The sequence below is a fragment of the Pseudomonadota bacterium genome, assembly GCA_040752895.1.
Classification (GTDB): Bacteria; Pseudomonadota; Alphaproteobacteria.
Map to the genome: position 1 here is coordinate 557,771 of JBFMHN010000001.1, position 20,531 is coordinate 578,301.

Below are 20,531 nucleotides of genomic sequence, written 5' to 3' on the forward strand. Positions count from 1 at the left end.
AAGCCCTGCGAAGTTTTCTGCGTGCGCAGAGGATGAAGCATGGACACCTGGGAACCCATCATAACAACGGCCTATGCACTGCGCGTTGGCGCGGCGGCGACTTTCGTCGGCACGCATGGCCGACGCCACGAGGAACGACACGATGGCTGAAAAGACCGCCGTCCGGGACGCGGCTTCCGCCAAAGGGTGGCCGCCGGTGAGTTTCGTCGAGGCGTCACGGCTATGGCTCAAGATCGGCTTCTTGTCGTTCGGCGGGCCGGCGGCCCAAATCGCCCTCATGCATCGCCTGCTGATCGAGGAAAAAGGCTGGATCGGCGAACGGCGGTTTCTGCACGCCCTCAACTACTGCATGCTGCTGCCGGGTCCGGAAGCGCAACAATTGGCCGTCTATATCGGCTGGCTGCTGCACAAGACCTGGGGCGGCATCGTGGCCGGCGCCTTTTTCGTGCTTCCCGGCGCGCTCGTCATGCTGATCTTGAGCGTCCTTTACGCCGGCTTCCAGGAAATCACCTTCGTCCAGGCGGTCTTCTTCGGCATCAAGGCAGCCGTGCTTGCCATCGTCATCGAGGCGGTCATCCGGATCGGCCGACATGCGTTGAAAACCGGGATTCTCTACGGTCTCGCCGCGGCGGCTTTCGTCGCGATCTTCTTCTTCGAGGTGCCGTTTCCACTGATCGTCCTGGGAGCAGCGCTGATCGGTTTCCTCGGCAGCCGCTATGCCCCGGCACGTTTCGGCATCGGCGACGGGCATCAAGAAAACGGCGAGCGAGCGGCTCTCGACGCCGCCTTCGACGAAGATGCGCTTCCGCACACCCGCCCTTCCCTCGCTCGCGCCCTCAAGGTGCTCGCGGTTTGCATTCCCTTATGGTTCGGCCCGGTCGCCGTGCTCGTCCTTGCCTTCGGCGGCACCAGCGTCTTCGTCCAGGAAGCTATCTTCTTCAGCAAGATGGCCGTCGTCACTTTTGGCGGCGCCTATGCGGTGCTGGCCTATGTTGCCCAGGAAGCGGTCGCGTTTTACCAATGGCTCACCCCCGGTGAAATGCTGGATGGCCTGGGTCTCGCCGAGACGACGCCGGGCCCGCTTATTATGGTAGTCCAGTTCGTGGGCTTTCTCGGCGCATACCGGGACGCCGGCGGGATGGACCCGATGCTGGCCGGCGCCCTTGGCGCGCTGCTTACGACCTGGGTCACTTTCGTTCCCTGTTTTCTCTGGATATTTCTTGGCGCGCCCTATGTCGAGGCGCTGCACGGCAAGAAGAATTTAAGCGCGGCACTTTCGGCCGTAACGGCGGCGGTTGTCGGCGTGATTCTGAATCTCGGCATTTGGTTTGCGCTTCACGTGCTTTTCGGCACCGTCACCGAACTCCGGCCGCTCGGCGTCGTCCGCCTGCTGGTGCCGGACTTTGCAAGCCTGGAGCCCGCGGCGCTTATCCTTTCCTTCGGCGCCCTCGTCGCCATGCTCAAACTCAAAATCGGCATGCTGCCCGTGCTCGCCGCCGCCGCCGCCCTGGGCGCTGGCTATTATTTCTTGGTTTTGGCGTAGACGGCCCCTTCCATCAGGCCGCGCCCTGGCGCCGGTGCCCGATCTCGGAAAACACCCAGACCGCTGCCGTCTTGATATCGATCGCCTCGCTCTGCTGGCGCTTCGCGCGCGTCGCGTTCAGTTTTGCAAGCACTGCCTTGGGATCGTCCGTCACCGCTTCGTATAAGGCGAGGTATTTCAGCGGGCAGGCGTTCCACATGTCGTCGGTCAGGGCGAACCGCCGGGCCGTTCGCCAACCGGCCGTGGCAAGCACCTCGTTGAGGTGAACGTCCTCGTACCAGCGGTTATATTCGGCCTCCTGCCCTTCCGTGGGGTTGCTGAAGACCGCCACAAGGCGCTTCGTTCCCGGTTTTTCCATTTTGACGTTCGCAAAGGCCGGGTTCTTGTGCTCAGGCCCGATCTCGGAAAACACCCAGACCGCCGCCGTCTTCTTGTCGAAGGCCGCATTTTGCTGCCGCTTCGCCCGCGTCGCGTTCAAATGGGGAAGAACGCTTTTCGGATCGTCCGCCTCGGCCTCGTATACCGCGAGGTAGCCGTGCGGGCAGGTGTTCCACATTTCGTCGGCCAGGGCAAAACGCTGGGCGCCTTGCCAGCCGGTCGTGGCGAGCATCTCGCCGAGGTGCACGTCCTCGTACCAGCGGTCGTATTCATCCTCTTGCCCCTTCACGGGATTGCTGAAGACCAGCACAAGATGCTTCATCGCGACTCCCCCCTGCGGTGCGTTCCTCGGCCTTCAGTCTATCAAGCTTTGGCGCTAGCCGGGATTGCCTTCTTCTCGCGCCGCCAGGATTGCCTTCAGCAGATCCGGCGGCATTTCGGGTGGAGCGGGCGGCTCGGCGCGGCTTTCGTGACAAAGTGCGATGGTTTTCGCATACGCCTTCAGATAGGCGCGGCATTTCGGGCAAAGGGCGAGATGCGTGCGGAACACCAGGCGCTGGCGCAACGGCAGCGTGCCCTCTAGGTAGTCCACGATGAACGCGTCCAGTTCCCGGCAGGTCGGCATCCAATTCCTTGCCTTGTTCTTCAATGGCATATTCGGCCCTCGCGTCCCTCTAGCTCTCCTGCTCGCGCAGCGTTTTTTCGAGCCGCCGCTTCAGGGCCGCCCGCGCCCGATGCAGGCGGGTCTTCGTCGCGGCAAGGGAGAGGCCGAGAAGGTCAGCGGTTTCCGCCGTATCGTACTCTTCGATGTCGCGAAACAGGATCACGTTACGAAAATCGTCCGGCAATTCGTCGATCGTCCGCCGCACAAGGCCTTGTATCTCCCGGCTTTCCAACACCGCCATCGGTTCGCGGGTCAGCGCCGAGTTCTCCGCCTTTCGCATGCCCCGCTCGTCAAACTCGGAAGGCGGATCGTCGAGGGGAGCTTCCTGGCGGCGGCCCCGTTGCCGAAGTTTCATCAAGGCCGCGTTCACCACGATCCGATGAAGCCACGAGCCAAGGGCCGATCGCCCTTCAAAGCCCCCGATGTTCCGGAAGGCCTGAAGAAAGGCTTCCTGCACGCAATCCTCGGCCTCGCCTTCGTCGCGAACGACACGACGGGCAACCGCCAGCATCCGTCCGCCGAAGGTCTTGACCAACGTCTCGTAGCTGGACGGATCCCCATCCTGCAACCGGCGAATCAGGTCTTCTTCGTCCACTCGATCCCACTTCCGGTGATTGCTCGGCGCCCGACCCGCGGGTTCCCCGCTTTAAAGATCCCTGTAACGAAATCGGCCGGAGCGGCATCGAAGTTCGGGTCCTCTCCAGGCCCGGCTCGCATCCGGGGCGCAGAATCTAACAAGCCCCCAGCCTGCGCCCCGGAGCGAGCTTTTAATTTTCTTTCCTGACGCCGCCAACCGTCAACCATGCGTCGCTTTCCCGTAACAGGAAAAGGGCGACGAGCGCACCAAGGACGGGAACGGCAGCCCAAAACAGATGGTTGATTCCCTCATAAGGATCGGCGAGTTGGGCAATGGTGGAAAGCGTCGAGACGGCGTGCATCAGAAGAACGATGCCGTAGGTCCAAATTTTCCAAAGGCCGCAGGCAAAAGCAAGCACGAGGGCGGTCTGGACAAGACCGATACCAATAGCGGCCATGACCGGAAGCGATTCGATGAAATAAAAAGCCTTGAAAATGCCGGCTGCGCGATCGGGAAACAGGATCTTCTCAACGGACCAGACAAGCAGAAAAGCGGCAACCGTCAGACGAACGATTGCGAGGCTCGTCCCAAGGTGGTGTGGGCGGGAAATGGCTGGATCCTGCATGATCTTGTCTCCTTTCGGTAGCCCAACCTCCCCGCCCGGCGGCGGAAAGGAAGTTGCCGGTCTTGCAAATACACGTTGCCCGTCAGCCTAGCAGATGCCGACCCGTCCGGCTACTCGCCTCGCCGCGCGGCAAGACCCGGAAAGGCCACCGCCGGAGGCGTTCGATCGGAACGGGTCCGGGTGTTCAGCGCTTGCAGAGAAAAGTATAAAGGGGGGAATCGCTTCCCATGAGAATGGGCGTACCCGGCGGCGTCGCCGAGCCGAACAGCTCCAGCTCCATGGCTTCCCATTCGGGGTCCGAGGTGGCGACCTCTTTCTCCCAGGCGCCATACGCATTCAAGTCGTATTGCTCTCGCGTCGCGCAGTCGACGGCAGACCAGGACGGGTTCGCAAAAGAGCCGCCCACGTCCGGCGCCACGCCTTTCTTGGCGCTATGCGCAAACTGATAAACGGTGAGAGCGCCGTCCTGCCGGAGGCTGTCCAGATCGACCCAAAACCATGGGTCGTTCGAGTATTGATGCCAGCGAACGGCCATCGCGGGGGTTGCGTTCCATGCCAGGATGGCGGCGGTCAAACCGAAGAAAAAGATGGGTCTCATGATGAACCTCCAAGTCTCTCGGGTTTTCTTCAAGCGGTCCGTGGATCGCCGCGGTCAAGCCTGTCCGGCAAAACCGCGCCTTCCGGCACGAAGGCAAGCGAGACCGAGTTCAGGCAATAGCGCGCCCCGGTCGGCGGCGGGCCGTCGGGAAAGACGTGACCCAGATGGCCGTCGCAGCGCGCGCAGCGGATCTCGACCCGCTCCATCCCGTGGGACACATCGCGGAGTGCTGCGATATGCCGCCGATCGTAGGCTTCGAAGAAGCTCGGCCAGCCGGTGCCGGATTCGAACTTCGCGCCGGATGCGAACAGCGGCAGGCCGCAGGCCCGGCAAACATAGACGCCGGCTTCCTTGTTCGCCAGAAGATGGCCGCAAAACGGCGGTTCCGTGCCATGGTCGAGCAGGATGCGCCTTTCCTCATCGTTCAGATCCGCCGTCAGCTTTTGCGTCTCGGCCGTGGAAGGCGGCCGCAAATCGAACCCTTTCTCCGAACGGGCGCTTCGCGGCGGGGTCGGGTTTGCGGTCATGGCTTGTCCGATCGCAGCTTGTCGCCGAAATGCCGGCGCAATTTCTCGACCTTTGGGCGCGAGACATGAACGACATAGGGTTCCATCGGGTTGCGGGCGGCGTAGTCGTGGTGGCAGTCCTCCGCCACGTAAAAGCCGTTCAACGGCTCGAGCGTCGTAACGATCGGAGCGCCGAAGACCCTGGCGCGCCCGAGCTGCGCGAGGTAGGCCTTGGCCACGGCCTTTTGGTTATCGCTTCCATAAAAAACGGCGGAACGGTACTGGCGCCCGCGGTCGTTCCCTTGCCGGTTCAGTTGAGTCGGATCGTGGGCGACCGAAAAAAAGATTTTTAGGATTTGTCCGAAGGTGAGGCGTTTAGGATCGTAGCGCACCTCGATCGCTTCCGCGTGGTTCGTCGCGCCGCTGCAAACCGCCCGGTAATCGGCTTTCTCCGCCACGTCGCCAGCGTAGCCCGGCCGCACCGAAAGGAGGCCATCGAGTTCCTTAAAGACGGCCTCCGTACACCAGAAACAGCCGCCGGCGAGAACGGCAACACCTTCGCCTTCCGCCAGCGGATCAAATTCGGGATCCGGAAAATCGCCTGGTTCGACGCGTAGACTGCCTTCCATTCTTTTCTTTTCTTTTCTCCGACGCCCCCTACCCCCTTGCACCGATTTTCGGCCACTCCTTTTCCATGGCGCAATACGGTACTGTATAATTGTAATCCACGCGCCGCCGGAACGCCATACAAGCAAGGGGCCGACAAGGGGCTGAACTTGGCTTTTGATTTTCAACGCCATTGGCACGCCGTCGAGACGGCGGAGGTGCTTGCCGCTTTCGACAGCCGGCCCGAGGGATTGTCGGAAGAAGAAGCGGAAACGCGCCGCGCGGTCTATGGCCAGAACCGACTGCCCGGAGCCGCAAGGCGAAGCGCCTTGGTCCGCCTCCTGCTGCATTTTCATAACCTTCTGATCTACACCTTGCTTGTCGCCGCGGTTCTCGCCGTGCTCATCCGGCACAACGTAGACGCCATCGTCATCCTGGCCGTCGTCCTTGTGAACGTGGTGGTTGGGTTCATCCAAGAAGGGCGGGCCAAGCGGGCGCTCGAAGCGATTCGGAGCATGATAGATCCCCGCGCATCCGTGATGCGCGAAGGGCGGCGGGTAACCGTTGCGGCGGATCAGGTCGTTCCGGGCGATATCGTGCTGATTGGGGCCGGCGACCGCGTGCCGGCCGACCTTCGGTTGATTCGCGCGCGCAATCTGCGGGTCGAGGAAGCGGTCCTTACCGGTGAATCGGTCGCCGTCGAAAAAGCGCTCGCGCCCGTTGCCGACGACGCCGCCCTCGGCGACCGCACCTCGATGACGTTTTCGGGCACCTTCGTAGCCGCGGGCCAGGGCATGGGCGTCGCGATCGGCACCGGCGTTCGAACCGAACTCGGCCGCATCAGCCAGCTCATCGGCGCCGTCGAGAGCCTGAAGACACCCCTCACCCGACAGATGGACAAATTTGCCAAGCAACTGATGTTTGTGATCCTCGGCATTTCAACGACCATCTTCGGGTTCGCGACGTTTATGCGCGGCTACGATTGGGCCGAGGCGTTCATGGTGCTGGTCAGCATCGCCGTCGCGGCCATCCCCGAGGGTCTGCCGGCGATCATGACCATCACGCTTGCCATCGGGGTTCAGCGCATGGCCGCCCGCAACGCCATCATACGGCGGTTACCGGCCGTCGAGACGCTGGGTTCGATCTCCATCATCTGCTCGGACAAGACCGGCACGCTGACGCGGAACGAGATGACGGTGCGCAGGATCGTTACCGGCCGGGCTGCGTTCGAAGTGACGGGTGCCGGCTACAAGCCGGTCGGCGAGTTCCGATCGAAGGACCGCGACATTGACCCCAAGGGCGAGCCGATCCTTACCGAAATCGCGCGCGCGGGGCTGCTTTGCAACGACGCCGAACTCCGGCAGACGGGCGACGACTGGGTGATGGGCGGCGACCCCATGGAAGGGGCGCTGATATCCTTGGCGATGAAGGCAGGCCATGACGTGAAAGCCGTTCGGCAGCAGATCCCGCGGACGGACGAGATCCCGTTCGATGCGAAACACCGCTTCATGGCGACCCTTCATCACAGCCACGAAAAGACGTCTTTTGCCGTCATCAAAGGCGCTCCAGAGTGGGTTCTTGCGATGTGCGACAAACAACGCACCACCGCTAGCGATGAAACGCCGATCGAGCCGGCGTTCTGGCGCGACCAAACGGAGGCGCTTGCCTCCGATGGGCACCGCGTCCTCGCGATCGCCGTCAAACCCATGCCGCACGGCAAGCTCGACCTGATGTTCACCGACGTCGAGAACGGCGCCACCCTGCTTGGGCTCATCGGTCTGATCGATCCTCCGCGGGAAGAAGTGATCGCCGCTATCGCGCAATGCCGAGCGGCCGGCATCCGGGTCAAAATGATCACCGGCGACCACGCCGTGACCGCCGGCGCCATCGCGCGGCAGCTTGGGCTTGCCGAAGAACCGAAAGTTATCGAGGGCCACGCCCTGGACGCGCTGGACGCAAGCGCCTTTCGGACGGCGGCGCGCGAGGTGGCCGTGTTCGCGCGCACCAGCCCCGAACACAAGCTGCGCCTTGTCGAGGCGCTGCAGGCCGATGGCGAGGTGGTCGCCATGACCGGCGATGGGGTCAACGACGCGCCGGCCTTAAAGCGCGCAGATGTCGGGGTGGCGATGGGAGGCAAGGGCACCGAGGCCGCGAAGGAGGCAGCGGAAATGGTCCTGGCCGACGATAACTTTGCCTCCATCGTGGCCGCTATCCGGGAGGGCCGAACGGTTTATGACAACCTGACCAAATCCATCCTGTTTTTACTACCCATCAACGGCGGCGAATCCTTAAGCCTTGTCGTGGCAATTCTATTCGGACTCGTGTTGCCGATCGAACCCCTGCAGATTCTCTGGGTGAACATGGTAAGTTCCGTGGCCCTCGCCGCCATTCTCGCCTTCGAGCCGACCGAACCCGACGTCATGCGGCGACACCCCCGTTCGCCCCGGAAGCCCCTGCTGTCCGGCTTCGTCCTTTGGCGCATCGTTCTCGTATCCGCGTTGTTCCTGATTGGAATTTTCGGCGTCTTCGAATTCGCCCTTGCCCGCGGAGGCAGCGTCGAGCTGGCCCGCACGGCCGCGGTCAACACCCTTGTCGCAATGGAAATCTTCTATCTTTTCAGCGTCCGGTACCTGCGGACGCCCTCCTTCACCTTCCTGGGCATCAAGGGCACGCCAAGGGTGCTGGCGGCCGTTTTTCTGGTGTTCGGCCTCCAACTGCTCTTTACCTACGCGCCGTTCATGCAATCTCTTTTCACGACCGCGCCGGTCCCTTTCGATCTTGGCGTCGTGGTGGTAACCGTCGGCGTCCTCGTGCTCGGCGTCCTCGAAATCGAAAAGCTGCTGCGGTGGCGTTTCTTTACGGAAACGGCGAAAGCCGCCGGCGGAACGCGGTGAAAAATCGGTGTGTTTCCTTGTAATTCTGCGTCTTGGCGCGCACAAGGAAAGGCATTCCTTTAACGAAATTCGTATGGCCAGCCACCCGCCGCGACCCGCCAGACGGGCTCTGTCACTTAAGCATCCAGAGAGCTTGTCCAACCCTGCACGCTTGACATTGCGCGGGGGAGAGCGCATTTATGCACTGCAACATTATCTCGCGATAGCGCGACGCGCTTCCGACTTCTTCGAAAGCGCCACGTCCCGAGATCCTCATTCATCATTTGCCTGCCCCGAGCGCGCGGGGATAGGACAATACGCGTAAGCCGCGTGCCGCGTTTGGAACGCGGAGCGCCGTTTGCGAATCTAGTAAAGGAAATTTACGTGACTGTTTCTTCTTCTCTTTCATTCTCGGACCTCGGTCTAGTCGAGCCAATTCGGCGCGCCCTGGAAGCCAAAAACTACCTGCATCCGACGCCGATCCAGGCGCGGGCTATCCCCCCGCTCCTTGCCGGTGGCGACCTGCTCGGCATCGCCCAGACCGGGACCGGAAAAACGGCGGCCTTCGCGCTGCCGATCCTACAATACCTTTCCACGCTCAAGACGCCGGCCGAGCCTTGCGCGCCCCGCGCGCTCATCCTGGCGCCGACCCGCGAGCTTGCGATCCAAATCGGCGACGAATTCCGGGCCTACGGGCGGCACCTTAACCTGCGGCAGGCCGTGATCCTTGGCGGCGTTGGGCAAGGGCCCCAGGTCGAAGCCTTGAAGCGCCGCGTCGATATCCTGATCGCAACGCCCGGACGCCTCCTGGACTTGATCGGCCAGCGTCACGTTCGACTCAACCGGGTGAGCCACCTTGTTCTTGACGAGGCCGACCGGATGCTCGACATGGGCTTCGTTCGCGACGTCAGGCGAATTCTCGCCACGCTGCCAAAACAACGGCAGACGGCGTTTTTCTCGGCGACGATGCCCAGCGACGTCGCGCGCCTCGCCGACGAGATTCTCACCGACCCGGTTCGCATCGAGGTGACGCCGGCGGCTACCACCGTCAATCAGGTCACCCAACACGTCTTCTTCGTCGGCACCGCGAACAAGCGCGCCCTTTTGGCCGAGGTGCTTAAAGACCCCGCGCTTGCCAGGGTTATCGTTTTCTCGCGCACGAAGCATCGCGCCAACCACGTCGCCGAACACCTTGGCCGGATAGGCGTTTCCGCCGAGGCGATCCACGGCAACAAATCCCAGAGTGCCCGCCAGCGCGCCCTCGAACGGTTCCGGTCGGGCCAAGCGCGGGTTCTGGTGGCGACCGATATCGCCGCCCGCGGGATCGACGTGAACGACGTGACGCATGTCATCAACTACGAGCTGCCGAACGAACCGGAGAGCTATGTTCACCGGATCGGCCGAACGGCGCGCGCAGGCGCTTCGGGTGCGGCGTTCTCGTTCTGCGACCATACCGAGCGCACTTACCTTCGCGATATTGAAAGGCTGACGAAACACCGGCTCACCGTCGTCGACGACCAACCCTTCCATGAAGCCGGATCGAGCCCGTCGAACGCCGAGCACGCACGCCCCGCCACCCCGCCAAAGCATCGGCGCCGGTTCCGCGGCAACAAGAAGCGTCGGGCAGCCTGAGCCCTCTCCCCCACCCGGACAACGGTCTGCGCCCATGACGAACAGCACGAACAGCGTCAGCGATCTTCGCAATATCGCCATCATCGCCCATGTCGATCACGGCAAGACCACGCTCGTGGATCAGCTTCTTCGCCAGTCCGGCACTCTCCACGAGTTTGGGAATGTGATGGAACGGGTGATGGATTCGAACGACCTCGAGCGTGAGCGCGGCATCACGATCCTGGCCAAAAACACGGCCATCCATTGGAAAAGCTGGCGGATCAACATCATCGACACACCTGGTCATGCCGACTTCGGCGGCGAGGTGGAGCGCGTGCTCTCGATGGTGGATTCCGTCCTTCTCCTGGTTGACGCGGTGGACGGGCCGATGCCACAGACCCGTTTCGTAACCAGCAAGGCCCTGGCTCTTGGCCTGCGCCCCATCGTCGTCATCAACAAGGTGGACCGCCCAAGCGCCAGACCCGACTGGGCGATCGACCAGACCTTTGACTTGTTCGACCGACTGGGCGCAACGGACGAACAGCTGGATTTTCCGGTGGTCTACACGTCGGCGCTCCAGGGTTGGGCCTCCGCCGACCCGGCGGTGCGCGGCGAGGATATGAACCTTCTGTTCGAGACCATCGTCCGCCATGTGCCGCCGCCCAACGTGGACCCGAACGGACCTTTCCAGCTTCGGGTCAGCGCCCTCGACTATTCAAGTTATGTCGGCGTGATCGGCATCGGCCGCATCCAGCGGGGCCGCATCCAGCGCGGCGCAGCCGTGACGGTGATGGGTGCCGATGGCAACACCCGGAACGGACGGGTCCTGCAGATCCTCGGCTTTCATGGCTTGGAAAAGCTGGAATGGCAAGAAGCCGAAGCCGGTCAAATCATCGCCTTTACCGGCCTCGATACGCTAAAGATCTCCGATACGCTGTGCCACCCGGAGGCGGTCGAGGCGCTGCCGGCGCTGGTCGTCGACGAGCCGACCATCGCCATGACTTTCCAGGTCAACGACTCGCCGTTCGCTGGCCGCGAGGGAAAATTCGTGACCAGCCGCAATTTGCGTGAACGCCTTGAGCGGGAAGTGGTCCACAACGTCGCGCTCCGCGTCGAGCCGACGGACGATCCGAATAAATTCAAAGTCTCCGGGCGCGGCGAACTGCACCTTTCGATCCTCGTCGAAATGATGCGGCGCGAAGGCTACGAACTTGCCATATCCCGGCCAGAGGTCGTCCTCAAGACGATCGAGGGCAAAATTTGCGAACCTTGGGAGACTCTGACCCTGGATATCGAGGAACAGCACCAGGGCGCGGCAATGGAGAAGCTCGGCGAACGCCGTGGCGAATTGCGCGACATGGTGTCGGACAAGAAGGGTCGCGTGCGCCTGGACTACCTCATCCCAAGCCGTGGCCTGATCGGTTTCCGATCCGAGTTTCTGGCTTCGACCTCCGGAACCGGGTTGATGTACCACGTCTTCGATCATTACGGCCCGCAGGTGGCCGGCGATCTCGGCGAACGCCAAAACGGGGTGCTGGTTTCCATGGCGACCGGAAAGGCGCTGGCGTATTCCCTGTTCAACCTTCAGGAACGGGGGCGCCTGTTTATCGGCCACGCCACGGAAGTGTATGAGGGGATGATCATCGGCATCCACTCGCGCCCCAGCGATCTGGTCGTGAACCCGCTCAAGGGAAAGCAGCTCACCAATATCCGCGCCGCGGGCAACGACGAGAATATCCTGCTGATCCCGCCCATTCCACTCACGCTGGAATACGCCCTCGCCTTCATCAACGAGGACGAACTGGTGGAAGTCACGCCCAAATCCATCCGGGTGCGCAAGAAACACCTGCGCGAACACGAACGCAAACGGGCTTCGCGCGCCGCCTGATTTCGACGCCGTTCGCGGATGCCATCTATACTATTTTTGGTGCCCGCCGCCATTGGGTTGCCGCTCAACCGAAGATCGTCGAGAGGGTAATGCGCGCCGGCCAGAGATTCGCAACGAGCCCCATCGGCGGGATATTGCTGTGTGCGGCGAGCGCGGCGGCTGGCTATGCCCTCCGCTATCGATTCGTCGAGCCCGAGGCGATGGGGGCGGCGTGCGAGCGCGCCCGGCTCTGGTGGTGCCCGTTGCGCACCGGCTTTATCGTGTTCACCGAGTGGCGCGGCCTTGGCTGGCTGGCGCTGGCGCTGGCCGCCATGGCGCTGCTGGCCGCAAGCACGCGCCACGTCGAGCGCGCTCGGTTATGGGCTGCGCCGACGCTGGTTGCAGCGGGCTTCGGCATGGTTCTCTATAACGCCACCCTCTCCGCTCCGGCGGCCGTACTCGCCACGCTGGTGCTGGCGCGGCGGCCCTGAATCCGGTCCCTGCCGCACCCTGAGAAGGTACCTCCCCTCCGCCCACGCATCGCCCGCCCAGGGCAGCGCGAGCAGGAGGCAGACGCCGGCCCACACCAGGGCCTCCCGGTTGACGATGGCGTCAACGCAGAATGGCGCGCAGGCGACGAGCAGGCCGGCGATCCAGCCCTCCTCCGCGCGCGGTGCCGGATGGCCGTCGCGCCGGGTCCGCCAGGCAAGCCACGCGAATCCCGCCGCCGGCAGCCAGAAGGCGAGTTGCAGGAAGTCGCGGTGGCGGCCATCGACAGCGATCGACAACGCCAAAACCGCAGCCGGCAGCATGACCGTCCAGTGCAGCAGGCCAAGCCCGACCGCCGCGTTCCAACGGCGGTGATGGAGGGCGGCCGTCACAGTGGTCAGCCCCGCCGGCCGCGGTAGTGTCAGGCCGATAACCTGTGCGATCAGCAATACCCCTCCGGCAACGGCCACGCCCATCAGAAAGAATGCCCAGATGCCACCGATCCAGCCGATCGCTATTGACGCGAGATGGTTGCCGAGCCCCCACAGCGTCGCTCCCGTGGCTGGGGCAACGATGCCAAGCGCAAGCCAGCGCGGCCAGGAAAGAGCCGGGCGACGCCCCGCCCCCCACAGCAGGACGCCGAGCGCGAGTCCGAAAGTGAAGCCGGCGGCTGTTCGCCAGCGCGGCCATTCGCTGACCGGCCCGGTCAGCGGGAACTTAGGCTCGCGATCCCGGTCCAGGATCCCCCAGTAGCCGCCGACGGTGCCTTCGGGCACTCGCTTCCACGGCTGATCAATCGCCTCAATCAAATTATAGGGTAAGCCGATGGCCGCCGATTGCGCGGCGAATTCGCGCACGAAGCGGGCCTCGTTGACCAGCGAGGGTACGGCGCCGGCGCGGGTGCGGCCGGCCGACGGCCAGCCGATTTCGCCAATCTGCAAGCGTTTGCCTGGAAAGGTGGCGCGCGCCTGTTCGATGACACCCCGCACATGCGCCTGCACGTGGTCGATATCGACCGGCGCCGGATCGTCCCAATAGGGCAAGGCGTGGATGGTGACGATATCGACCGCCTCGGCCACCATCGGGTTGCGGCGCCAGAATTCGTAGATGTCGGCGTAGGTAACGGGCAGATCGGTCCGCGTCTTGACGGAGCGGATGATCCCCGCCAGCCGCTCGCCCGTCATTTCGCGGCGAAGCAGCACCTCATTGCCAACCACGATAGCCCGCACCGCCTCCGGGTGCGCCTCGGCAAGCGTCAGCGCGCGTTCGATCTCGCGCGCGTTGCGCTTGTCGTCGGCCCCGATCCAGATGCCGACCATCACCTTCATACCGGCCGCAGCGGCATGCGCCAGCACATCACCTTGCGCGCCGAGCATCGAATAGGTGCGAACGCAGTCGGTGGTGCGAACAAGCGTCGCCATGTCCGACGCGATGGAGCCGGCAGGAACCGGGAACACGCCATCCTTCGCCTTCAGCGGCGAGGCGTCACCGATGGCGGGCGTATAGGACAAGCATTCGAACCGCCCGCCGGGCGCATCGACGATATCGATCGACCGTCCAAGCCAGGCCCAAAGCCCCGCCGTAAACCCGGCGGCAATGGTCACAGCAAGAAGAAAGGGAAGGATTCGGAACGCTTGCAGCATTGCACCACCCTAAACAACGGAAGGCGATTTATGCCACAAATCGGGCCGCCCGGTGGAAATGCCAAAATTGCGAAACTTCGCGCAGCGATGCTTGACCCGGTTTTTTCTTCCTAGCGGTAGTGCAGGAGGCGGTAGCGGTCGAACGCGATCCGCTTCCCGGGCGGGATAACGACCGTGGTCATAGGGTCGCGAATGATAGCCGGTCCCTCGACAACGTTGCCGGCCCGCAGCGCTTCCATCTGCCAGACGCTGAAATCGCGCCACGCGCCATGGTGAAAGGCTTTCCGCGTTTCGACATAGGCGTTGGAATCCGGTTTCGCGTCCGCCATCGGGTGTTCGACGATAACGGGCTGCGGCTTCGGAGCCACCGCCTGGATATAAAGCTCGGTGATCGAATAGCCGGCGTCCGGGAAGCGCGCCCCTTCCGGGTAGATTTTTGTATACATCGCCTCGAAGGCATTCACGACGCGATCCACGTCGGATGCCGAAGCAAATTGACCGAAGGAAAGCGGGGTGTCGAAGCTTTCGAGCTGGCCGAGATAGCGGACATAAGCGCCATAGCGGAACGCCACCTGCTTGGGGTCCACGCCCTCCTGGATCATCTCCTGAAGTGCTGCCTTTTCCAGCGCGCGCCATTCGGCGTCCAGGCGTTGCGCTATCGCCTGTTTTTCCCCTTTCATCATGCCGGTCGGAATCAGCTCGACGAAGCCGCGGTGGTAGCGGTGCATGTATTCGGCGCAAGCCGCGCCAAAGGCCGAGAACCCGGCCGCCCAAGGGAAGGTGATGACATCGGCTAGGCCGATCCCTTCCGAGAATCCCCACATATGCACCGGCCCGGCGCCGCCATAGCAAAGCATCGTGAATTCGTGCGGGTCGTATCCCTTCGACGTGATCATCGTCGCAGCCAAGTCGCGCATCTGGGTGTTGATGACCTCGATGACGCCGCTGCCCGCCTCGTAAACGTCAAGCCCTAACGGTTGCGCGACTTTTTCTTCAAGGGCGGCAAGCGCGCGGTCACGATCGAGCGTGACCTTGCCGCCGAGGAAATAGTTCGGGTCCACGTAGCCAAGCGCGACGTTCACGTCCGTTACGGTAAGCTGGTCGTATTTGTAACAGATGCCGACCTGGGCGCCGGCCGATTCGGGCCCGACGCGCAAGCGCTTGTATTCGTCCACGACGACCGCCGAGCCGGCGCCGGAGCCGGACGAATCGATCGCTACCATCGGCAACGCCAGCCGGTGGCCAGCAAAGTCCGCGTCCTTTCGGATGCCGAGCATGCCGTCAACCAGAAGCCCGACGTCAAAGCTGGTGCCGCCCATGTCGGCGGTGACGATGTTGCGAAGACCAAGCTTCTTCGCAAACACCTGCGCCCCCATCAGGCCGCCGATGGGGCCGGAAATGATGGTCTCGTAAAGGCGGGCATAATCCATGTTCACGGCGCCACCATAGGAAAGGAGCGTCAGCAGCCGGCCTTCGTACCCTTCTCCTTTCGCCGCGTTTTCGACGCTGCGCAGGGTATCCCGCGTGAGTTCCGCCGCGAAACACTGCACAAGCAGGCTTTTCAGGCGATTGTTTTCGCGCGAGACGGGCGCCACCTTGATAGAGCAGACGACGGGCACGTTTTTCCCGGCCTTCCGCACGATCCCCTCCGCCACCGCCTTCGCCCGCAGCTCGTGCGCCGGGTTGACGTAGGAATTGAGGAACAAAATGCCGATCACCTCGACGTCGCGGTCGAGCAGGGTCTGGGTGGCGTTGCGCACCTCCTCCTCGTTCAGCGGGATTAGCACTTCGCCGGGAGGCAGGTGCGACTTCATGAAATAGCTGCCTCCGCAAATCCGTTCGGAGACGCCCAACACATTGGCGGGCTTCACCATGGGCCGGGTGTGTTCGTGCAGTTGCTGATGGAGGATCTCGGCCTGGGTCTGCCCAAGATAGGTAAGCCCGCCCTCGATGACGCTGATGTCCTCGAAGCCGCGCGACACCAAAAGGCCGACCCGGCGCCCGGTACCGGTCAAGAGCGTGTTCAGCATACCGGTGCCGGCGTAGATAGCGGTGGAGGCCCGCGCGTGGACGTCGGCCGAACAAAGGTTCAACGCCCGCGCGGCGTCGTCAACCGATTCGAGGTAACTCGAAGCCTCGTTCTGACGGTTGGTCAGGGACTTGCCGATCGTGAAGTTGCCGTCCGGCTTGACGAGGATCGTGTCCGTCATTGTGCCGCCAGCGTCCAGCGCCAGGATGTATTCCTTGCCGCCCTTCGCCGCCGAAGACGCCGTCGCCTCGCTCATTCCCATCCCCCTGAATTCGGCCCGGATCGCGCCAGGCCGGTCGCCCGTTAACGTATGGCGTTTAGCTTTTCCCGCCGGCCCAGGCCGCGGTCGTTTCGAAGGTTCGGTCGTCGAACCATTCCGGCTTCTCGTCCGGCAAGGGCGTGCCGAGATAGTCGCGATAGAACCGGTCGAGGTCCGGCAGCATCTCGAAAACGATCGGGTAGCCGGGCGGCACCACCTCGACGGCTAGCTGCGCGACGCAACCCGGGCAATAGAATTCACGGATTTCCTGCCATTCCGGTTCGGGACAGGCGGGCGCCGGGTAATAGACCTCTTCGAATTCCTTCGCCGTTTCGCGAACGCGCAGCAGCGCACCGAGCTTCCAGTTCGACCGGTAATCTCCGAATTCGTGACCGCAGTCGCACTTGACGATACGCAGCCCTTCCCCTTTGCAAACGATGTAGAGGTGATCGGAAATCCGCATCAGAATCTTTTCTTCCCACGGCACCCGTTCCTGCAGCACTTCGAGATAGGTTTGGAAGCGTTCCGGGTCCTTCCGGGCAAGCCGAAGAAGGCTGTGCGCATCCCCCCGACCGATCGTACCGTCGATCAGCTGGCGGACCAGGTCCTTGTTCACTTTTCCCATCGTCCGCCCCTAGATCTTGAAGTCGGCATCGAGCTGCCAAAAGCCGCGAAACTCGCGGTCGAATTTCGGGAAGCTCGTCGAGCCGCGATACATATCGGCGATCGGTTCTAAGAAGTCCTTCTTCTGAACGCGCTTGCGCGTCTTGCGCCACCATTCCGCGACCGGCTGCGCTTTCTTGCGGCGGGTCTTGCGGATATTTTCCCGCGCCTTTTCCGTCGCCGCCACGTCCAGCACCCAGACGCCCGCGGCGTCCCGTTTCGCCACGACGCCGTAGAGACGGCTGGCGAAGTCGTAGGGAATGGCGACGGCGTTCAAATCCTGCACGATCGCCTTCGGGTCGCGTTCCAGCGGATCGCCCCAACCACCCGAGGCGCCGGCCGCGTTCGCCCACAGGTCATTGTTTTCCATGGTCAGCTCCGGCGGGTCGTGCTTCCAGACCTCGAGCTGACGGACTTTCAGGCGGCCTTCCTCGGCGTGTTGCAGAAGCTCGGCCGCGTTCCTCGGCGTATCGCCGCCGTTGGCGATCTTTTCGTCCAGATTCGTGCCGCGCGCCGTGACGGTGAAGACATTCGGCGCCGGGTAGGCGCCGTTCATGCCGTTGGCGAGGAAGGTCGTCATCGACGTGCCGGCGCCGCCGCGGCTGACGGCAAGGCGTTGGCCGGGCTGGACCACCCAGTGGACGGCCGACTGCCCAAGCCCGCCGCGGTATTTTCCATGGCCGCAGAAGCCCGGGATCAGCCCCCGGCCGAGATAGAAGAAAGGCGGGATGAGGTATTCGAATTCCTCGGCATTACCGACGTTGCAAAGCTGCGTCCACTCGGCCCAGCACACCGGCTCGCCATCACGGTAGCAGAAGGCCCCGCGCGACACGCCGCCAACCCACTCAAAATTCGTAAAGCCATAGGGCGTGCCGTCGGCCAGCATGCCCGAACCCTGCACGCCGTCCCACGCGCCGTCCGTCGTGAACGCCTCTTCCAGGTAGCCACGGCAAAACAGCGCCCGGTTCATAGCGTTGAAGGCGAGGCTGTTCATCGTGACGGACTGCGCCCAGATGTTGGCATGGCTCGCGATGTCGGTGTCGGGGTTGTAGATGGACCCTTTCGGATAGATGCTTTCGACGGCAAGGTTTATCGCCCCCGTCACCTTCGTGTTGTGGGCGAAGGTGTTGATCATGCTGAGATAAAGCGCCACGTTGGCGCCGCCGGGATAGCCGTTGAAGGCGTGGTAGCCCCAGCGCGAGCTGCCCTCCATGTCGACGACGATGCGGTTGCGGTCGTCGAAGCGAAGCTCCTGGCGAATGTGGATGAGGTGGTCGCGGTCGGCGTGGGCCCATATCTTCTGCAAGCCCTTGTAACGGGCGACGCGGAAGGCGCAGCCTTGATAGCTGCCGGGGATCATCAGCGAGTGGATGTTGTCCATCACGCGCCCGTAACTTTCCTCGATGATCTCGCGGATGGCCCGGCGGTAATAGTCAACTCCGAATTCCTCGACGATCTCGTGGATCGCCTTGTGGATCATCGCGCAGCCGGCCAGCCGCATCTTGTCATCCAGGATGTTCAGCGTCGCCGCCCGTGTGCGCCGTTTCCAAAGCGCGTTCCACCAGGTGGCCTGCCGCAGATTTTCGCCCGTCTTCATCGGCGGGAAGACGAAGCCGTCCATGAAGGTATCGACAGAGAAGCCCGGCCAGCTGCCGGCAACCGGCGCGCCCGCCTCCATGATGTGGTTAAGCCCAACGGCCCAGGCGATCACCTCGCCGTCCACGGCGATCGGAACGTAGCAATAGGTGTCGCCGGGATGGGGCGAGCCGCCGGTCGGCCCATCGTCCGTCATGAAAACGTCGCCGTCGCGGATGCCAGGGTTGTCCTCATAGTTCTCGTTGATCATGTAGCGGACGGCAACCGGCATGGCCGAGGTGTGCGAGAAGAAGCCGAGCGACATGGCAAGCGAGTCGCCTTCCGGCGTGGCCAGCGCCCAAAGCGATTCGCCCATCTCGCGGCCGCCCGGGCTTGCGGCAACGAAACGAGCCACCTCGCGAGCGGCCAGCACGGACGAATGGATGCGGGAATAGAAGCGTTCGTATTTCAGCGGGTCCGAATCGCGAAGGCTCAGCTCCGTCACGCCGCAGTAATGCCCGGTTTCTTCCGTCAACCGGTCGCGTTCGACGAGCATGTCCCGCAAGGTGCGCTTGCCTTGTGCGCTTGCCTCGCCTTCCTCCGGCCGGATCGGCTTGGTGACGACGTTCATGCTTGCTCCCCTTCCGGCAGATTCGCCGGATTTTCCAGTCTCAAGCTCTTGAGCCTCAGGACCTTGAATGGGGCCTGGGAGCGCATCACCCCCCGGTTGTCGCTCCGTTAATTGGCTATATTCGCATGCAGTCTTTCATGCTCCCATAAATCCGGACGTACAACAAGGTGTTCAGGCGCGCCCTCCCGGCGAATTCTGGGGGGCGCTTTAAGCTTGCGAAATGCAAAGAAATTTCTCATCTTTGCTGCCATGCAAAAAACCCCGACCCCCCTGCTTTTCACCCCCTTCGAACTGCGCGGCGTCCGGCTTGCGAACCGGATCGTGCTTTCGCCGATGGTCGTCTACTACGCAGACGACGGCTTCGCGAACGACGCGCTCTTTTCCCACCTTTCGAAATTCGCGGTCGGCGGCTTCGGCCTTGTCTTCACCGAGGCGGCGGCGGTCGAGGCGCGCGGACGGATCAGCTATGGCGATCTCGGCATCTGGAAGGACGAACACATCGCGCCGCTTCGCCGCGTTTGCGACTTCGTTCATGCCCGCGGCGCGTTCGCCGGGCTGCAACTCGCCCATGCGGGCCACAAAGGCAGCTACCAGCGCGCCTACGAAGGTTACCTGCCGCTTGGCGAGGCGGACGCCCGGCGCGGCGAGCCGCCGTGGGAGACGATCGCCCCTTCGGCCATGCCTTACGGCCCCAACGTGCCGCCGCCGCGCGCGATGACGCTTGCCGACATTGCCGAGGTGCAGCAGGCTTGGGTGGCGGCGGCGCGGCGGGGGGTGGCGGCCGGTTTCGACGTCCTCGAAATTCACGGTGCCCACGGTTATCTCCTTCATGAATTCCTTTCGCCGCTGACCAACCATCGCACCGACGCCTATGGCGGAGACCGCCGCGGGCGCATGCGCTTCGCGCTCGAGATCGCCGAGGCTACCCGGCGTATCTGGCCGGCGGACAAGCCGGTCACCTTCCGCCTTTCCGTCGTCGATGGCGCCACCAAGGGCTGGACGGTGGAGGATTCCGTCGTCTTCGTCCGCGCGCTCAAGGCCATAGGAATCGACGCCGCCGACTGTAGCTCCGGCGGCACTGCCACCCTGCGCCGCGAGGACGCGCTTCCCCGCCAGCCGGGTTTCCAGGTGCCGCTCGCCGACCGGCTGCGCAAGGAAACCGGCCTGCCGACCATCGCCGTTGGCCTCATCACGGAACCGGCCCATGCGGAAGCGATCCTGCAAAATGGCCAGGCCGATCTCATCGCGCTGGGAAGGGCGGCGCTCAATGACCCGAACTGGCCGCTGCACGCTTGGCTTGCGCTAGGCTCGCCGCTCGACTATTCGCGCTGGCCGCCGGAATATGGCTGGTGGCTCGAACGGCGGGCGAAGACCGCCGCCAAGATGGAGTAACG

At 63.2% G+C, this 20,531-nt stretch carries 17 protein-coding genes; 6 read left to right on the forward strand and 11 right to left on the reverse strand.

Translation table 11 applies throughout. The features are described from left to right. Positions 1 to 142 precede the first annotated feature (142 nt). Positions 143 to 1,543, forward strand: a complete 1,401-nt coding sequence (gene chrA / locus AB1781_02885) for a chromate efflux transporter (GenBank protein MEW5703518.1) — start codon at positions 143 to 145, stop codon at positions 1,541 to 1,543. 13 nt (positions 1,544 to 1,556) lie between these two features. Here chrA and AB1781_02890 read toward each other — a convergent pair whose 3' ends face one another. The 7 genes from AB1781_02890 to msrA form a co-directional block, all read right to left on the reverse strand. Continuing rightward, positions 1,557 to 2,243, reverse strand: coding sequence for a hypothetical protein (locus tag AB1781_02890; protein ID MEW5703519.1), 687 nt, complete (start codon positions 2,241 to 2,243; stop codon positions 1,557 to 1,559). A gap of 54 nt (positions 2,244 to 2,297) precedes the next feature. After that, positions 2,298 to 2,546, reverse strand: a complete 249-nt coding sequence (locus tag AB1781_02895; protein MEW5703520.1) for a zf-HC2 domain-containing protein — start codon at positions 2,544 to 2,546, stop codon at positions 2,298 to 2,300. A gap of 49 nt (positions 2,547 to 2,595) precedes the next feature. Further along, a complete protein-coding gene (locus AB1781_02900) occupies positions 2,596 to 3,180 on the reverse strand; it encodes a sigma-70 family RNA polymerase sigma factor (GenBank protein MEW5703521.1) in 585 nt (194 codons plus the stop codon). A 172-nt stretch (positions 3,181 to 3,352) separates the two neighbouring features. After that, the gene (locus tag AB1781_02905; protein MEW5703522.1) at positions 3,353 to 3,787 is read right to left on the reverse strand and encodes a DoxX protein; all 435 of its coding nucleotides are present in this window, start codon (positions 3,785 to 3,787) and stop codon (positions 3,353 to 3,355) included. Positions 3,788 to 3,971: 184 nt separating this feature from the next. Then, positions 3,972 to 4,385, reverse strand: a complete 414-nt coding sequence (locus AB1781_02910) for a hypothetical protein (GenBank protein ID MEW5703523.1) — start codon at positions 4,383 to 4,385, stop codon at positions 3,972 to 3,974. Positions 4,386 to 4,414: 29 nt separating this feature from the next. Beyond that, the gene (gene msrB, locus AB1781_02915; protein ID MEW5703524.1) at positions 4,415 to 4,912 is read right to left on the reverse strand and encodes a peptide-methionine (R)-S-oxide reductase MsrB; all 498 of its coding nucleotides are present in this window, start codon (positions 4,910 to 4,912) and stop codon (positions 4,415 to 4,417) included. Beyond that, positions 4,909 to 5,520 (reverse strand): peptide-methionine (S)-S-oxide reductase MsrA, encoded by a 612-nt coding sequence (msrA, locus tag AB1781_02920; protein ID MEW5703525.1) that lies wholly within the window; start codon positions 5,518 to 5,520, stop codon positions 4,909 to 4,911. The genes msrB and msrA overlap by 4 nt, the downstream gene beginning before the upstream one ends. Before the next feature lie 147 nt (positions 5,521 to 5,667). Here msrA and AB1781_02925 point away from each other — a divergent pair, with 147 nt between their 5' ends. The 4 genes from AB1781_02925 to AB1781_02940 all read left to right on the forward strand — a co-directional run bounded on the left by AB1781_02925 (position 5,668) and on the right by AB1781_02940 (position 12,339). Next, on the forward strand, positions 5,668 to 8,391 hold the full coding sequence (locus AB1781_02925) for an HAD-IC family P-type ATPase (GenBank protein ID MEW5703526.1): 2,724 nt from the start codon (positions 5,668 to 5,670) through the stop codon (positions 8,389 to 8,391). Between the two features lie 363 nt (positions 8,392 to 8,754). After that, complete coding sequence (locus AB1781_02930) at positions 8,755 to 10,002, forward strand: DEAD/DEAH box helicase (protein ID MEW5703527.1); 1,248 nt, start codon at positions 8,755 to 8,757, stop codon at positions 10,000 to 10,002. A 34-nt stretch (positions 10,003 to 10,036) separates the two neighbouring features. Beyond that, positions 10,037 to 11,869: a translational GTPase TypA gene (gene typA / locus AB1781_02935; protein ID MEW5703528.1), complete on the forward strand. Its 1,833-nt coding sequence runs from the start codon at positions 10,037 to 10,039 to the stop codon at positions 11,867 to 11,869. An 89-nt stretch (positions 11,870 to 11,958) separates the two neighbouring features. Then, the gene (locus AB1781_02940) at positions 11,959 to 12,339 is read left to right on the forward strand and encodes a hypothetical protein (protein ID MEW5703529.1); all 381 of its coding nucleotides are present in this window, start codon (positions 11,959 to 11,961) and stop codon (positions 12,337 to 12,339) included. On the opposite strand, the gene AB1781_02945 is transcribed toward AB1781_02940, so the two are convergent. The 4 genes from AB1781_02945 to AB1781_02960 form a co-directional block, all read right to left on the reverse strand. Beyond that, positions 12,226 to 13,980: a hypothetical protein gene (locus AB1781_02945; protein MEW5703530.1), complete on the reverse strand. Its 1,755-nt coding sequence runs from the start codon at positions 13,978 to 13,980 to the stop codon at positions 12,226 to 12,228. The two genes, AB1781_02940 and AB1781_02945, sit on opposite strands and share 114 nt — an antisense overlap. Before the next feature lie 110 nt (positions 13,981 to 14,090). Beyond that, positions 14,091 to 16,265 carry a hydantoinase/oxoprolinase family protein gene (locus AB1781_02950; protein MEW5703531.1) on the reverse strand — a complete coding sequence of 725 codons (2,175 nt, stop codon included), beginning with the start codon at positions 16,263 to 16,265 and terminating at the stop codon, positions 14,091 to 14,093. A 61-nt stretch (positions 16,266 to 16,326) separates the two neighbouring features. Beyond that, positions 16,327 to 16,893: an acetone carboxylase subunit gamma gene (locus AB1781_02955; GenBank protein MEW5703532.1), complete on the reverse strand. Its 567-nt coding sequence runs from the start codon at positions 16,891 to 16,893 to the stop codon at positions 16,327 to 16,329. 9 nt (positions 16,894 to 16,902) lie between these two features. Further along, complete coding sequence (locus AB1781_02960) at positions 16,903 to 19,137, reverse strand: hydantoinase B/oxoprolinase family protein (protein ID MEW5703533.1); 2,235 nt, start codon at positions 19,135 to 19,137, stop codon at positions 16,903 to 16,905. Positions 19,138 to 19,386: 249 nt separating this feature from the next. Between AB1781_02960 and AB1781_02965 the strand changes: the two genes are divergently transcribed. Continuing rightward, positions 19,387 to 20,529, forward strand: a complete 1,143-nt coding sequence (locus tag AB1781_02965) for an NADH:flavin oxidoreductase/NADH oxidase (protein MEW5703534.1) — start codon at positions 19,387 to 19,389, stop codon at positions 20,527 to 20,529. Positions 20,530 to 20,531 lie beyond the last annotated feature (2 nt).

What these genes read in the sequence shown, in the direction of transcription:
- chrA (MEW5703518.1), top strand. Translation starts at nt 143, where the DNA reads ATGGCTGAAAAGACCGCCGTCCGGGACGCGGCTTCCGCCAAAGGGTGG.
- AB1781_02890 (MEW5703519.1), bottom strand. Translation starts at nt 2,243, where the DNA reads ATGAAGCATCTTGTGCTGGTCTTCAGCAATCCCGTGAAGGGGCAAGAG.
- AB1781_02895 (MEW5703520.1), bottom strand. Translation starts at nt 2,546, where the DNA reads ATGCCGACCTGCCGGGAACTGGACGCGTTCATCGTGGACTACCTAGAG.
- AB1781_02905 (MEW5703522.1), bottom strand. Translation starts at nt 3,787, where the DNA reads ATGCAGGATCCAGCCATTTCCCGCCCACACCACCTTGGGACGAGCCTC.
- AB1781_02910 (MEW5703523.1), bottom strand. Translation starts at nt 4,385, where the DNA reads ATGAGACCCATCTTTTTCTTCGGTTTGACCGCCGCCATCCTGGCATGG.
- msrB (MEW5703524.1), bottom strand. Translation starts at nt 4,912, where the DNA reads ATGACCGCAAACCCGACCCCGCCGCGAAGCGCCCGTTCGGAGAAAGGG.
- msrA (MEW5703525.1), bottom strand. Translation starts at nt 5,520, where the DNA reads ATGGAAGGCAGTCTACGCGTCGAACCAGGCGATTTTCCGGATCCCGAA.
- typA (MEW5703528.1), top strand. Translation starts at nt 10,037, where the DNA reads ATGACGAACAGCACGAACAGCGTCAGCGATCTTCGCAATATCGCCATC.
- AB1781_02940 (MEW5703529.1), top strand. Translation starts at nt 11,959, where the DNA reads ATGCGCGCCGGCCAGAGATTCGCAACGAGCCCCATCGGCGGGATATTG.
- AB1781_02945 (MEW5703530.1), bottom strand. Translation starts at nt 13,980, where the DNA reads ATGCTGCAAGCGTTCCGAATCCTTCCCTTTCTTCTTGCTGTGACCATT.
- AB1781_02950 (MEW5703531.1), bottom strand. Translation starts at nt 16,265, where the DNA reads ATGAGCGAGGCGACGGCGTCTTCGGCGGCGAAGGGCGGCAAGGAATAC.
- AB1781_02955 (MEW5703532.1), bottom strand. Translation starts at nt 16,893, where the DNA reads ATGGGAAAAGTGAACAAGGACCTGGTCCGCCAGCTGATCGACGGTACG.
- AB1781_02960 (MEW5703533.1), bottom strand. Translation starts at nt 19,137, where the DNA reads ATGAACGTCGTCACCAAGCCGATCCGGCCGGAGGAAGGCGAGGCAAGC.
- AB1781_02965 (MEW5703534.1), top strand. Translation starts at nt 19,387, where the DNA reads ATGCAAAAAACCCCGACCCCCCTGCTTTTCACCCCCTTCGAACTGCGC.